Below are 13,770 nucleotides of genomic sequence, written 5' to 3'. Positions count from 1 at the left end.
TTCCCCTAAAGTTATGTCCTGTGCAGTGGTCTGCCGCTCTGGATTGGGGAAAACCCTGTCCGGCGCGTCTTTTTCTCACAAATGCCGTAAAGAACAGGCTAATTTTCCGGCGGGTGTTTTCTCCGCATCCGTTTATGCAACCAGTACCAAAGGCAGAATGTGTATGAATGTTTCTTCCGGACGATCTTTTGGAACAACATTTCTGCTGGTTGCAGGGCTGGCACTTGCCGGTCTGGGCGTAGCATCTGAGGCACGTGCCGAGCGTATTTCCAATAAAGTTGCTGAATTTTCCGGTCTGGACAAGATCACCGGCCGGATCACAACTTTTGACGTTTATATCAATGAGACAGTGCAATTCGGTGCGTTACAGGTAACGCCGAAGGTTTGCTACAGCCGTACTGAAAATGAAGCACCGCGTACCGACAGTTTTGTGCAGGTGGATGAAATCACACTGGATCGCAAAATCCGCCGTATCTTCTCCGGCTGGATGTTTGCCGATAGTCCGGGTCTGAATGCTGTGGATCATCCGGTTTATGATATCTGGCTGAAAGACTGCAAGCAGACGTCAGACATTCCTGCGCCGCAATAAGGTTTGGCAGGTTCAGAACTGCGCCGGCGTTAAAATCGCTGGCAGCAACATATCTTCATAATCCTTTGCAGGAATTTCAACAGCGCCAAAACGCTGTAAATGCTCCGTGGTAAACTGCGTATCCAGCAGTTTGAAACCATGTGCACGCAGCCGCTCTACCAGATGCACGAGGCAGACCTTGGAAGCATCGGTGACATGGCTGAACATGCTTTCACCAAAGAATGCGCCACCCAGCGACACACCATAAAGACCACCGACAAGCTGCCCGTCCTGCCATGCTTCAACAGAATGGCAGTGTCCGGCTTTGTGCAGGGCAATATAGCCGTCACGGATCGTCTGATTGATCCATGTACCGGCATTGGGATCCCGTCTGATTGCACAGCCCTCCAACACCTGTTCAAAGGCGGTATCATAGCAGATCTCGAACGGGGAGCGCTTCAGTGTTCTTTGCAGACTGCGGGAAATGTGGAACTTATCGAGCGGAATAATGCCGCGTTGTTCCGGTCGTACCCAGAATATTTCCGGATCATCAGCACTTTCTGACATAGGGAAAATGCCGGAGGCGTAAGCCCGGAGCAAAAGCTCCGGGCTTAAATTTTGAGGCGGAGGGGATTTGCGTCCCGCCACCGGAGTTACTGACCCGATGCGTTTTTCTTTTCCAGATATTTTTCAAGCCAGTGGATATCATAATCGCCATTGGCGATATCCGGATTGGCAATCAAATCCTGGAAAAGCGGCAGGGTTGTATCAACGCCGTCAACGACGAATTCATCCAGCGCACGACGCAGACGCATCAGGCATTCCACGCGGTTACGGCCATGCACAATCAGCTTGCCGATCATGCTGTCGTAATATGGCGGGATTTTATAGCCGCTATAGACGCCGGAATCGACACGAATGCCCAGACCACCCGGTGTGTGATAATGCTTAATCGTGCCCGGTGACGGTGTGAATGTGCGTGCGTTTTCCGCATTGATACGGCATTCAATCGCATGACCGGAGAAACGTACATCGTCCTGCTTGACCGACAGGCCAAGACCGGCGGCAATACGGATCTGTTCATGAACCAGATCAATACCGGTGATCGCTTCGGTAATCGTATGTTCCACCTGAAGACGGGTGTTCATTTCGATGAAATAGAACTCGCCGTTTTCATAGAGAAATTCGATTGTACCGGCACCGCGATAGCCCAGTTCTGCAACCGCATTGGCGCAGATCATGCCGATCTTGTCACGGGCTTCGGAATTCAGGGCAGGGGAATTGGCTTCTTCCCAGACCTTCTGGTGGCGGCGCTGCAGCGAGCAATCACGTTCGCCCAGATGCACAGCTTTGCCTGCACCGTCGCCAACGATCTGAACTTCAATGTGACGCGGCTTTTCGAGATATTTCTCGATGTAAACAGCATCATCACCGAATGCAGCTGCAGCTTCCGAGCGTGCAGTATTATAGGCAACAGAGATATCTTCTGCCGATTTGGCAACCTTCATCCCGCGACCACCGCCACCGGAGGAAGCCTTGATGATGACCGGATAGCCGATTTCGGAAGCAATACGAATTGCATCCTGTTCACTGGCAACCCCGCCGTCAGACCCCGGAACAACCGGAATGCCGAGGCGTTTTGCAGTCTTCTTGGCTTCAATCTTATCGCCCATGATACGGATATGCGCAGCGGTCGGGCCGATGAAGGTAATATCGTGAGCTTCAAGAATTTCAGCGAATTTGGCATTCTCGGAGAGGAAGCCGTAACCCGGATGGATTGCATCAGCACCGGTGATTTCGCAGGCGGCAACGATCTGGTGAATATTCAGATAGCTGTCGCGCGATGATGGTGGTCCGATACATACGCTTTCATCTGCGAGACGCACATGCATGGCATCGGCATCGGCAGTGGAGTGAACGGCAACAGTCTTGATGCCAAGCTCCTTACAGGCGCGCAGCACCCGCAGGGCAATTTCGCCGCGATTGGCTATGAGGATTTTTTGAAACATCGGAGCTCCTGCCTCAGGCATAGTCTGAGGCAGACTATGCATTAATTCAAATTGGTCAGCGATGGCTGTATGTTTGAAAATACAGCCGTGATCTGTGAAAGATCTTACTCGATGACGATAAGAGGTTCGCCGAATTCAACTGGCTGGCTGTCGCTGACCAGAATAGCAGTCACTGTACCTGCACGCGGAGCAGCAATCTGGTTCATGGTTTTCATCGCTTCGATGATGAGAACTGTCTGGCCTTCTTTAACGCTCTGGCCGACTTCCACGAACTGCTTGGCACCTGGTGCCGGTGCGAGATAAGCGGTACCAACCATTGGTGAAGGCACGGCATTTTTGGATTTGTCAGCAGCTTTCGGTGCTTCTGCAGCAGGAGCAGGCGCAGCGGCGGCAACCGGTGCTGCGGCAGCAGGTGCAAAATATTGCTGAGGTGCAGCCTGAACAGTGATATTGCGCGAAACGCGAATGCGCAGATCGTCCTGTTCAACTTCAATTTCTGTCAGATCGGTATCTTTGAGGATGTTCGCGAGATCGCGAATGATCGCCTGATCGATACCGGAGCTTTTGTTCGTCATGGGTCTGGCCCCTTTACCGCTGATATATATTGTTGTTTCTTCAGAGCCTATTCCGATCCGGTTAAGGCAGATCGGAATAGGCTCCCATTTTTATTTTCGCAGTTTTGAACTGCTTTTAGCATATGCCTGACGGTCAGGGTACATTATGCTGGTTAGGTATGCGTGGCATAATCCACTCTGAAAATCCGGTCAACTTTCAGGATTATGCTGATAGCCGGCGAGAGCCCGCAGACCCATCAAATAGCCTTCCGCACCGAAGCCGCACAGAACAGCTTTGGCAACCGGAGAAACGAAGGATTTGTGGCGGAACTCTTCACGGGCGTGAATATTTGAGAGGTGAACCTCTACGACAGTCACCTGAGCTGCGCGAATGGCATCAAGCAGCGCAATGGATGTATGTGTATAGGCTGCAGGGTTAATCAGAACCTGCGCGCCTTTCTCACCGGCTTCCTGAATCCATGTGACCAGATCGCCTTCGTGATTAGACTGACGGAAGTCAATTTCCACACCCAGCTTTTCAGCTTCTTTGCGGCAGTTTACGTGAATATCATCAAGGGTCGTCGAGCCGTAAATTGCCGGTTCTCTTTTACCGAGCATATTCAGGTTCGGGCCGTTCAGAATGAAAATCACTTGTGCCATCGGGTGTGGTGTCGCTTTACGATTCCGTTATTCGTATGAATTCAGCTTGTCTGAAGTCTTTAACTCTTCCCATATAATGGGGAATGCTTTGCGGTTAAAGCCTGTAAATTGTATCCGTACAGGCTTTAACTGCATTTTCCGGCACTAAATTCAAATTTTATAGATAAAATTATGAATTTTATTTGTTGCCGGTGTTTGATTGGCGCTGTTCAGCGATTTTTTCAGACAATGTTTCCAGACCGACAGCGCCCGGAACCAGCTCATTGCCGATAATATAAGACGGTGTGCCGGAAATATTCAGCGCCTGAGCAACATTATAAGCGCTTTGGAAGGAGGTCACGACCTCTTTGCTTTTCATCAGTTCACGCAGTTTCGTTTCGTCCGCACCCAAAGAGGTAGCGATCTTCATTGTGCTCTCTTCGGTAGAGCTTTTCGGCTCTTTCATCAGCGCTTCATGCAATTCCATGTATTTTTCAGGCATCAGACGCTTGAATGCCTGTGCAACCAGATGGGTGCGCATTGAATCCGGTCCGAGAATCGGGAACTCTTTCAGGACAAAGCGGACATTCGGGTCGGCTTTGAGCAGCGCCTGCATATCCGGCATTGCGCGTTTGCAATAGCCGCAATTGTAATCGTAGAATTCAACGATGGTCACATCGCCTTTCGGATTGCCGTAAACGGCATCATTGGCATCGTTGAAAATCGAATCATGATTTTCTGCAATGATTTTGGACTGGCTGTCACGGGCTGATGCAGCCTGTTTTTCTTCCAGAGCGTCCTGCACTTCAAGCATCACTTCCGGATTGGCGATCAGATATTCGCGGACGATTTTCTCAACGGCAGCTTTATCGAGCGGCTTTGCTTCTTGTGCATGGGAAGCTGCAACGGCAGAAACCAGAGCAGCTGCGCCGAAAACAGTGGTAGCTAAACGGCGCTTGAAATGAATGGTCATAGGATCACTCCGGATAAACCGGCCTTGTCGTTCGGGTTAATGGTGGTAGTCCGCCATACTGGCGAAATGTGAAGTTCTGTTACGGAAAACCGGTATTGGTTGCCGTGGTTTATTTCTTTTTGGTCTTGGTATTGATGATGTCCTGCGCGCGCAACCAGTCCGGCGAACCGGATTTCAGACGTGTCTGCGCACGGGTTGCGAAAATCTTGGCCTCATTGATGCGGCCTGCATAATAATGCTGATCCGCCGTTGCGAGGTCCGAAAGCCCCATCTGGCCGGACTGGCCATAGGCCTGTGCCAGATAGCCGTAACCTTCCGAAAATTCCGGATCACGTACCATACCCGCTTTAAGCTCGCGGATAGCCGCTTCCATATTGGCTTTATTGCCGGTCAGCATCAAAGCGCGGCCATAGCTCATACGGATCAGACTGGATTTGCGCGGATCAAGTGCGGCAGCCTGTTTGAACTCGGCAGCAGCGCCTGCCGGATTATTGGCTTTCAGCAGCATTTCGCCCTTTATTTCGCGGAAATAAGGGTTTTTCGGCTGTTCTTTGATTAATGCATCGATTTTCGGAATGGCGTTACGGGGATTGCCATTGAGGAATGTGTAAATCGCATCGCCGTAACGCGCGCCTACGCCACGCGGATTGTTACGGAACATGCGTTGCAGTGAGCCGAGGCCGCCGGAATAGGCCGCGATTTTTGCCCGTGCCATATCATGACGAAGCTGCAGGGCTTCCGGGTCTTTTTTCTCAAAATACGGGCTTTGATGCGCCAGAGTCGTCAGATTGGCAATACGGTCACGCGGCAGCGGGTGGCTGATACGATAGGCATCAACCTGTGTGCCGCTGATCGACAGGGCGCTGGCAAAGCGTTCGAATGTTGTCAGCATGCCTTTGGCGGACTGGCCGGTTTTATTCAGATAATTGATTGCCGAACGGTCAGCAGCTGCTTCTTCCGTGCGCTGATAGGACAGCAGGCTGCGCATGGCGATTTCACCGCCGCCCGCAGCAATACCACCGCCGGCACCGGCAATGGCGCTGTTGCGGGTCGCCGCACCGGCAATCCCCGCACCAAGGCCGAGCAATGTGCCGATAACAGCCATGGTTTTGGCCTGTTTGAGCTGTTCGCGCAGACGATCCTGATGGCCGCCGGCAAGATGACCGGTTTCGTGAGCGATAACACCGATAATCTCATTCGGTGTTTCAGACTGGAGCAGGGCACCGGTATTGATAAAGATACGCCGTCCGTCGACAAAAGCGTTGAAGCTCGGGCTGTTGACCAGAATTGTACCGATACGCTTTTTACCAAGGCCTGCGGCATTGAGAATTGGGGTCGTGTAATCGGTAACGAGGGCTTCAATTTCTGCATCACGCACGACCGGTACTGAGCGCGACTGCGCCGAGGCAGTGACTGCGGAGCTGGCCAGAATAGCGGCGGAAATCATCAGGGAAAGAGGGCGGTGCAGCCTGTTGCGGGCGGGAACCGGTGCCGGTGCTGCCGGTTGCGGCGCAGGGGCTGTATAAAGAGGTGCGGTTTCGGCCATCAATAAAATCCTGTTTTAAAAACGATCAAGAGCGGTAGCACGGTATCGCATTCGCTCCGGACACTTTCATTTACCGCATGATGTATCCAAACAGGTCAGTTTGGACAGGGACATGCATCAGGTGTGAATCAGCTGCACTATTTATAATGCTGTTCTAGCTTACAGGATGCGAAAAACAGAATGATATATTCCGTCAGGAATCCGCAGTTGTGAACCACAGTTTATTTCATGATATTTCATGATATTTCAGGCCTTTTTTATGACCTGAACTGAAGTCAGGCTTAAGAAGTTTAAAGTTTCGGCTCGTTTTTCTGTTTTATAGCTAATATTTTGTGATTGTTATGCTGTTGTTGCACTGTGCCGTTCGGGCTATGGAACATCCGGTGTTTAAAGCTTAACCGGTTCTGCAGGCTGTTGTTTCATGCAGGCGGCAGGGCAGGTGTTTTTTGAGGGCAGAGAAGTGAGAGTTTTTTCCTACCGGAGCGAAGTTGATCCGTTTCATGCCATGGATGTGCTTGCTGAAGCGAACCGGCGCCGCGCTAACGGCGCGCCGATGATCTCCATGGCGGTTGGTCAGCCTGCTGATCCGGCACCGCTCCGCGTGCGTGAAGCTGCGCAAAAAGCCCTGATTGACGGCAAAATCGGTTATACGGATGCGCTTGGCTTGATCGGTCTGCGCGAGGCGATTGCTGCTCATTATGCTGAGCAATATGGCGTTGAAGTCAGCCCGCAGCGCATTGCCGTGACGACCGGCTCATCGGCCGCTTTCAATCTGGCCTTTCTGACTTATTTTGATGCCGGAGACCGCGTGGCAATTACCCGTCCGGGTTATCCGGCCTATCGCAATATTCTGAAAGCGCTTGGCGTTGAAGTTGTTGAAATCGGCACCGGTGACGGTAAAAGTGCCAATCTGACCGCTGAAAGCCTGATTGCTGCCCATGCGGAAAAGCCGCTGAAAGGTGTGCTTTTCGCCAGTCCTGCCAATCCGACCGGCGCAATCATTGAAGATGATGAGCTGAAAGCCATTCTGGAGGCGGCTCGTGAACGCAATATTCGTGTGATCTCCGATGAGATTTATCATCGCCTGACCTATGATCGTCCTGACCAGACTGCACTGGCCTTTGATGATAGTGTGACGGTGATTAATTCTTTCTCCAAATATTATTGCATGACCGGCTGGCGTATCGGCTGGATGGTGCTGCCGGAAGAGGCGGTGCGCCCGAATGAACGTATTGCGCAAAGCCTGTATATTTCAGCACCGGAACTGTCACAGATTGCGGCGATTGAGGCTTTTAAGGCAACGGATGAGCTGGATATTATCAAGCAGCGTTATGCGCTGAACCGCTCGATCCTTGGCGAGCATCTGCCAAAAATGGGGCTGACACTGGCCGCGCCTATGGATGGTGCATTCTATGCCTATTGCGATGTGTCACGTTTTACCAATGACAGCATGGCATTCGCCCGCAAAATGATTGCCGAGATTAATGTGGCCGCTACACCGGGGCTGGATTTTGACCCGCTGGAAGGTCACCGCACAATGCGCTTCTCCTATGCGGGCACAGCCGATGAAATGCGGGAAGCAATGCGCCGGTTGGAAGGCTGGCTCTGAGGTCAGTCCTCTTTTTGTACAAATTTGAAATTTAGTATGTATATGAAATAAAAAAAGCCGCCGGAAATTCCGGCGGCTTTTTTATTCTATAGGTTTTATCGGCAGGGCTTAAAAGAAGCCCTTTTTCTGCCACCAGCCGCCGCGTTTAGGCTGCTCTGCCGGTTCTTCCTGCTTTTCAGCCTGACTGATCTGCGAGGTCACAACCGGCTTGGATGCTTCCTGCGTGCTGCTGCGTTTACGGGCAGGCTTTTCTGTTTGCTGTTCCGCAACAGGTTCTGCCACTTCAGTCACAACAACGGCTTCAGCAACTTCGGCCTGTGTTTCTGCAACCGGTTCCGCTGCTTTTTTAGCGCGCGGCTTGCGGGCAGGCTTGGCCGGCTTTTCCGCAGCTTTTTTGCGTGTGGTTTTGGCCGGAGCCTCATCAATCACAGTTTCAGCTTCCGCAACCACAGCCTCTGCAACAACCGGTTCACCGGCAGGTTCTGTTACTTCAGTCACAGTTTCCGCAGCTGTTTCCGCCGTTGCTTTTGCACCGCGTGGCTTAGCAGGGCGTTTACGGGCAGGTTTTGCAGTCTTCTTCTCGGATTTTGCCTCAGCCTGCGGGGCTGCTTCAGTCTTGGCCGGAGCATCCTGTGTCAGGGCAGCAGCCGGAGCCGCTGATTTCAGCTGCGGGTTAAAGCCCACAAATTCCGGTGAAGGCAGAGGAGCCGCAGCTTTTTTCACAGCCTGTTTATAGGCAGTCAGACGGGTGACAGCTTCATCGCGGCTGAAGCCGACAAATTCGACCGCAGGCATGCGGTTGTCATTGTCATATTCGCCGCGACGGTTTTTACGTCCGCCACGACGGCCGCGACGACGCTTCTTGCGACGGTCTTCTTCCGACTGGGAAGGTGCGTCATCTGCGTCTGCATCATCGCCTTCATCTTCATCAGAAGCGGCTTCGCCCTGTGTTCCCGAATTGTCGCGATCACGGGCACCGCGACGACGACGGCGACGACGGCTGCGCTTGCGGTCGTCATTATTATCATCGCGTGCACTATCTTCATCGCCTGATGTTGCTTCGGTTTCCGCATCATCTTCCACATCGATGATTTCCGGATCATTTTCCTCGTCATAAGGCATGAACTGGATTGTCTGCGGAACCGGATTAACAGGACCGGCAGCCGGTGTGCCCTTGTCAATCGCCAGATGCTGATGACCAACGGTTTCATCAATCTGTAATTCAATCGTCAGGCCGAAACGACTTTCCATTTCTGCAAGCAGATGGCGCTTGTGGTTCAGCACATACAGCGCTGTAGCCTGCGGTGCGCGAACAGTAATATTGTTCTGCGAATTGCGCTGCAGGAATTCTTCAATCGAGCGGATGACATAAAGCGCCATTGAAGAATCCGAGCGGATCAGACCTGTGCCTGCGCAATGCGGGCAAGGCTGCATGGTGCTTTCAAGAACCGATGCACGGATACGCTGACGCGACATTTCCAGAAGACCGAAATGCGAAATACGGCCAACCTGAATACGGGCGCGATCATCTTTCAGGCAATCTTTCATGCGTTTTTCAACGGCACGATTGTTGCGCTTTTCTTCCATATCAATGAAGTCAACCACAACCAGACCGGCAAGGTCGCGCAGACGCAGCTGGCGTGCGACTTCTTCCGCGGCTTCCAGATTGGTCTGCAATGCAGTTTCTTCAATCGAATTTTCACGGGTTGAGCGACCCGAGTTGACGTCAACCGCTACCAGAGCTTCAGTCTGGTTGATGATGATATAGCCGCCGGATTTCAGCGTAACCTGCGGATGCAGCATCCGGTCAAGCTGGGCTTCAATACCGTTGCGGGCAAAAATCGGCGTGGTTTCACGGTAAGGCTGGACGACGCGCGCATGGGTCGGCATCAGCATCCGCATGAAATCTTTGGCTTCGCGGTAACCGGCTTCACCGGCGACCAGAATATCCGTGATATCCTTGTTATAAAGATCGCGGATCGAACGCTTGATGAGATTGCCTTCTTCATAGACGAGGGCAGGCGCCTGCGACTGCATGGTCAGCTGGCGGACATTATCCCACATGCGCATCAGATATTCATAGTCACGACGCACTTCTGCCTTGGTGCGGTTGGCACCGGCCGTACGCAGGATCACGCCCATGCCCTGCGGCACTTCGAGTTCCTTGACGATATCTTTCAGGCGCTTGCGATCCTGAATATTGGTGATCTTGCGTGAAATACCGCCACCGCGTGCAGTATTCGGCATCAGTACGGAATAACGGCCTGCCAGCGACAGATAGGTTGTGAGAGCTGCACCTTTATTGCCGCGCTCTTCTTTAACCACCTGCACCAGGATAATCTGGCGGCGCTTGATAACTTCCTGAATCTTGTAGTGCTTGCGATGCGCACGGTTGCTGCCCGGCAGTTCTTCCATCGCATCTTCAGCGCCGACCGATTCAACCTGATCGTCTTCATCATCGTGATCGTCATCGTCGTCACTGTCTGATGCGTGCTGTTTGCGCGGTGCTTTTTCACGGATTACCGGCTGATCGGAAGAGGCAGCCATGACGGATGCATTATCATCCGCATCGTCATTTGTCTGTTCCTGAGCGGCATTGAGCAATGCCTGTGCATAGGCTTCCTGTGCTTCAACGGCGAAGTCGCCGACAAATTCAGGTGCCGGTACAGCCGGTGCCGCAGCATGATCTCTGCTGTTGTTGTGATGACGGTGACGGCCGGAGCCACGGCGATCATTGTGACCGCGGCGATTGCGGCGTGGTGCTTCTTCACGCTCTTCATCATCTTCATCACGCGCTGCGCGGGCTTCCGCTTCCAGCAGCGCTTTACGGTCAGCTTCCGGAATCTGGTAATAGTCCGGATGAATTTCGGAGAAGGCGAGGAAGCCGTGGCGGTTGCCGCCATATTCCACAAAAGCAGCCTGCAATGACGGCTCAACGCGGGTTACGCGTGCCAGATATACATTGCCTTTTAACTGCTTCTTATGCTCAGATTCAAAATCGAATTCTTCGATCTTGTTACCGCGCACCACTACGACGCGCGTTTCCTCCGGGTGGGAGGCATCGATAAGCATTTTGTTCGACATAAGTGTTTTTCCTTCCGGCGGAAAAACGCAAATCAAGAGGAACCGGAGACGCTTCGGGAGCGCCGGTTCGTATATATTCGCGGTTGCCGGATAAATTAAGGTTCGCCGGAACGCAGAGTACAGTCTTCACGCGCTGATGCCTTGCGGCAATCGCGATTTTCAGGCTGGCAATGGTCAAGTCTGCGTGACCCATAGCGGTTCCGATCGAAACGACCTCGAAAGACCTGATAAACAGGCCGATTATAGTGCCGCACAAATCCCAAAGGATAAAATATGCAGCAATTCAAAAGTGTTACGGCATTGTAAACTGCGTTTCTTACAACGCGTGATGCCGCAGATAACAGATTGCCGATTATGATTTCTCACATAGTCCGCAGTCTTTATGAGCAGTGGCCGGGGGAACCGTGCCAGTGCTGAATCCTTGTTCAGTTACGCTGAGCCGCCGGATAATCTTTCAAATCAGAATTATCACAAACGGCTGTTCTGCAGTTTTCTGACGGTTGTAACGTCAGGTTCTGAGCTGATCTGCCACGATAAGAGCCTGTCCGCGGGTGTTAACCGGACGCTGGACAGAGAATGATTCCGATGGCGGATCTGTAACCTGATAATGCTTTTAGGACCTGATCGCCCCTCTGACAAGCAGAATATAATAATGCGTCACACTCCGTTCAAACTAATCAGGCATAAATTTTATAATTTCGACATTTATCTCAATGTTTTAGAATGATTTTCTGATGTCGCTGACACGGGATTTAAGTGAAGATACGGCGGGCGGAATCTAAGCCGGCTTTATTTCATGCGTGATTTGTGCATGCAGCTTTGTCAGTTGCCGGTTGCGACGGGAAATGGCATTGAAATTTTGTAATCATGAATGCCGGATGCAGAGACAGATTTGATGAAATTTGCAAAGGCTTCATTAACGATAAAGCTCTAGCATATCTGTGTTACGGGCGGTTGCAGCATCCGGCAGGAGCGGGTGAGGTAGTGTGGTTTTTCTGAAACAGGAGAAATGAAACTGCTCAGACGTCACCGAACTGCCGCAAAGGCAATCATAATGCCCGATCACGGGCGGGTGTTCGTAAATGCTGATTTGCGGGCAGGGGATTGCAAACTATGTGCAGGATCTGAACGAATCTCAGCTTTGCAATAATTTGATCGAGACGATGTTTTTACGAATTCTGACAGCCAATCTTTTTTCTTTAAAACCGGCTTTTCGCAAGTTTTTGCGGCAGCAGGCGCTGCTTTCGGCTTTTGTGGCAATAATACCGATAAATTCTGCATTTGCAGCGCAAGGCGGTAAATCTGAACTCTCTGCACTGACCTTCAAAATGGCCGGTGATGATCTGCGCAGCCGTATCGTGGTTATGTTTGACAATGAGCCGAATGTAGAGACGCATCTTCTGGAGCGTCCGCATCGTCTTGTGATCGACCTGCCGGAAACCAGTTTCGGTTTTGACAAGGAATCACTGACGCCGCGTGGTCTGATTTCTGAAGTGCGCTACGGACTGATTGCGCAGACGCGGTCGCGATTGATTCTCAATGCCAAAGGGCCTTTCAAAGTTGAAAAGCTGGAAGTTGTAAAAAACGAATCTTCGTCCGGCTATCGTATGGTTGCCGATATTGTCGCCAGTTCTGACCGTGAATTTGCACAGGCTCTTGCCGATCAGAAAGTGACTGCGGCCTCATTAAATGCTGATACTGGCGGGGCATCTCCTGCCATCAGCGATACGCTTGGCTCAAGCCACCAGTTTACTGTGATGATTGATCCGGGGCATGGCGGCATCGACAGCGGCGCGGAAAGTGTGAGCGGCACGCTGGAGAAGAATGTGACGCTAGCTTTCGGGCGTGAGCTTCGTGATGAACTCATGAAGAACAAGAATATCAATGTTCTCATGACCCGCGAGGACGATACTTTCCTGCGGCTCGGGGAGCGGGTGCGTCTGGCGCGCCAGCATGAGGCGGATCTGTTTATCTCGCTTCATGCCGATACGATCCGCCATAAGGATATACGCGGTGCAACGGTCTATACATTGTCTGACAGGGCGTCGGATGATGTGGCCAGAGCTATGGCGGAACGTGAGAATAATTCTGACGCCAGTGCGGGTATTTACAGCGAAGAGGCTCCGGTTGTTCATGATATTCTCATGGAGCTGACGCAGCGTGAAACCCATTCTTTTTCGCTGAATTTTGCTGACGGGCTGGTCAAATCTCTGCAGGGCAAGGTTAATCTGATTAATAATCCTCATCGTTTTGCCGGATTTCAGGTGTTGCGTGCACCGGATGTTCCTTCGGTTCTCGTCGAAATCGGATATTTGTCGAATAAAGACGATGAGAAGCTGCTGAAAGATGCTTCATGGCGCAAACGTGCAGTGGAGCGGATTTCCCATGCAGTGGATAAATATTATACGCTGCGCAACAATGTTCAGGCGCAGCCGTAAATTCTGTGAGGGCTGCGTCAAAAGCGTCACAGAAATGAATAAAGAGTTAAAAACAGTAAATTCATCTTGTCTTTGACGTATTTGCTGTTCACTACCACGCTGTTGGTCTGGTTTAACACCGGATCAGGGTTCAGGTCAGGGCTCAGAGATGAATGGCTTGGAAGGGTTCATCAGGTTGAAAACAATTTTACGCTGCAAAGCCTGCTAAAATTGCCTGTGAATTTTTACCGGAGCGGATTACGTCCAAATTGGATCGCGGCATTCGTTCTGGATTCTTTAGTAGCCGCATTATCACGGTCGTCAAATTGATCCAATTTGACTGTGAAATGCTCTAAGTTAATGATATGTAG

9 protein-coding genes and 1 pseudogene are annotated in these 13,770 nt (G+C 51.6%); 3 read left to right on the top strand and 7 right to left on the bottom strand.

All coding sequences use genetic code 11. The annotated features are described in order from the left end of the window. Nucleotides 1-244 precede the first annotated feature (244 nt). Nucleotides 245-589: pseudogene (locus KHQ09_RS10720) on the top strand (DUF2155 domain-containing protein); the annotation flags it as partial. 12 nt (nt 590-601) lie between these two features. Here KHQ09_RS10720 and aat read toward each other — a convergent pair. The 6 genes from aat to KHQ09_RS10690 all read right to left on the bottom strand — a co-directional run bounded on the left by aat (nt 602) and on the right by KHQ09_RS10690 (nt 6,190). Then, nucleotides 602-1,135 (bottom strand): leucyl/phenylalanyl-tRNA--protein transferase, encoded by a 534-nt coding sequence (aat, locus tag KHQ09_RS10715; protein WP_238481619.1) that lies wholly within the window; start codon nt 1,133-1,135, stop codon nt 602-604. 86 nt (nt 1,136-1,221) lie between these two features. Further along, entirely contained in the window at nt 1,222-2,577 is a 1,356-nt protein-coding gene (gene accC / locus KHQ09_RS10710; protein WP_022711461.1) for an acetyl-CoA carboxylase biotin carboxylase subunit, read from the bottom strand. A 104-nt stretch (nt 2,578-2,681) separates the two neighbouring features. Further along, complete coding sequence (gene accB / locus KHQ09_RS10705; RefSeq protein ID WP_213598205.1) at nt 2,682-3,152, bottom strand: acetyl-CoA carboxylase biotin carboxyl carrier protein; 471 nt, start codon at nt 3,150-3,152, stop codon at nt 2,682-2,684. 189 nt (nt 3,153-3,341) lie between these two features. Beyond that, nucleotides 3,342-3,791 carry a type II 3-dehydroquinate dehydratase gene (aroQ, locus tag KHQ09_RS10700; RefSeq protein WP_213598203.1) on the bottom strand — a complete coding sequence of 150 codons (450 nt, stop codon included), beginning with the start codon at nt 3,789-3,791 and terminating at the stop codon, nt 3,342-3,344. Between the two features lie 178 nt (nt 3,792-3,969). Next, on the bottom strand, nt 3,970-4,743 hold the full coding sequence (locus tag KHQ09_RS10695) for a DsbA family protein (protein WP_213598201.1): 774 nt from the start codon (nt 4,741-4,743) through the stop codon (nt 3,970-3,972). 109 nt (nt 4,744-4,852) lie between these two features. After that, nucleotides 4,853-6,190 carry a M48 family metalloprotease gene (locus KHQ09_RS10690; protein WP_116087922.1) on the bottom strand — a complete coding sequence of 446 codons (1,338 nt, stop codon included), beginning with the start codon at nt 6,188-6,190 and terminating at the stop codon, nt 4,853-4,855. Nucleotides 6,191-6,710: 520 nt separating this feature from the next. Here KHQ09_RS10690 and KHQ09_RS10685 point away from each other — a divergent pair. After that, on the top strand, nt 6,711-7,898 hold the full coding sequence (locus tag KHQ09_RS10685) for a pyridoxal phosphate-dependent aminotransferase (RefSeq protein ID WP_420801443.1): 1,188 nt from the start codon (nt 6,711-6,713) through the stop codon (nt 7,896-7,898). Between the two features lie 108 nt (nt 7,899-8,006). Here KHQ09_RS10685 and KHQ09_RS10680 read toward each other — a convergent pair whose 3' ends face one another. Continuing rightward, nucleotides 8,007-10,982 (bottom strand): Rne/Rng family ribonuclease, encoded by a 2,976-nt coding sequence (locus tag KHQ09_RS10680; protein ID WP_213598196.1) that lies wholly within the window; start codon nt 10,980-10,982, stop codon nt 8,007-8,009. A gap of 1,082 nt (nt 10,983-12,064) precedes the next feature. Between KHQ09_RS10680 and KHQ09_RS10675 the strand changes: the two genes are divergently transcribed. Further along, nucleotides 12,065-13,420, top strand: coding sequence for an N-acetylmuramoyl-L-alanine amidase (locus tag KHQ09_RS10675; RefSeq protein ID WP_420801442.1), 1,356 nt, complete (start codon nt 12,065-12,067; stop codon nt 13,418-13,420). The last annotated feature ends 350 nt before the right edge of the window (nt 13,421-13,770 follow it).

Origin of the sequence: Pseudochrobactrum algeriensis (assembly GCF_018436245.1) — a bacterium.
Lineage (GTDB): Bacteria > Pseudomonadota > Alphaproteobacteria > Rhizobiales > Rhizobiaceae > Pseudochrobactrum > Pseudochrobactrum saccharolyticum.
Note: the sequence above shows the minus strand (reverse complement) of the source record. Positions and strands in the feature narration are given on the sequence as shown.

Coding starts and splice junctions, on each gene's coding strand:
- aat (WP_238481619.1), bottom strand. CDS start 1,135: ATGTCAGAAAGTGCTGATGATCCGGAAATATTCTGGGTACGACCGGAA.
- accC (WP_022711461.1), bottom strand. CDS start 2,577: ATGTTTCAAAAAATCCTCATAGCCAATCGCGGCGAAATTGCCCTGCGG.
- accB (WP_213598205.1), bottom strand. CDS start 3,152: ATGACGAACAAAAGCTCCGGTATCGATCAGGCGATCATTCGCGATCTC.
- aroQ (WP_213598203.1), bottom strand. CDS start 3,791: ATGGCACAAGTGATTTTCATTCTGAACGGCCCGAACCTGAATATGCTC.
- KHQ09_RS10695 (WP_213598201.1), bottom strand. CDS start 4,743: ATGACCATTCATTTCAAGCGCCGTTTAGCTACCACTGTTTTCGGCGCA.
- KHQ09_RS10690 (WP_116087922.1), bottom strand. CDS start 6,190: ATGATTTCCGCCGCTATTCTGGCCAGCTCCGCAGTCACTGCCTCGGCG.
- KHQ09_RS10685 (WP_420801443.1), top strand. CDS start 6,711: ATGCAGGCGGCAGGGCAGGTGTTTTTTGAGGGCAGAGAAGTGAGAGTT.
- KHQ09_RS10680 (WP_213598196.1), bottom strand. CDS start 10,982: ATGTCGAACAAAATGCTTATCGATGCCTCCCACCCGGAGGAAACGCGC.
- KHQ09_RS10675 (WP_420801442.1), top strand. CDS start 12,065: ATGCTGATTTGCGGGCAGGGGATTGCAAACTATGTGCAGGATCTGAAC.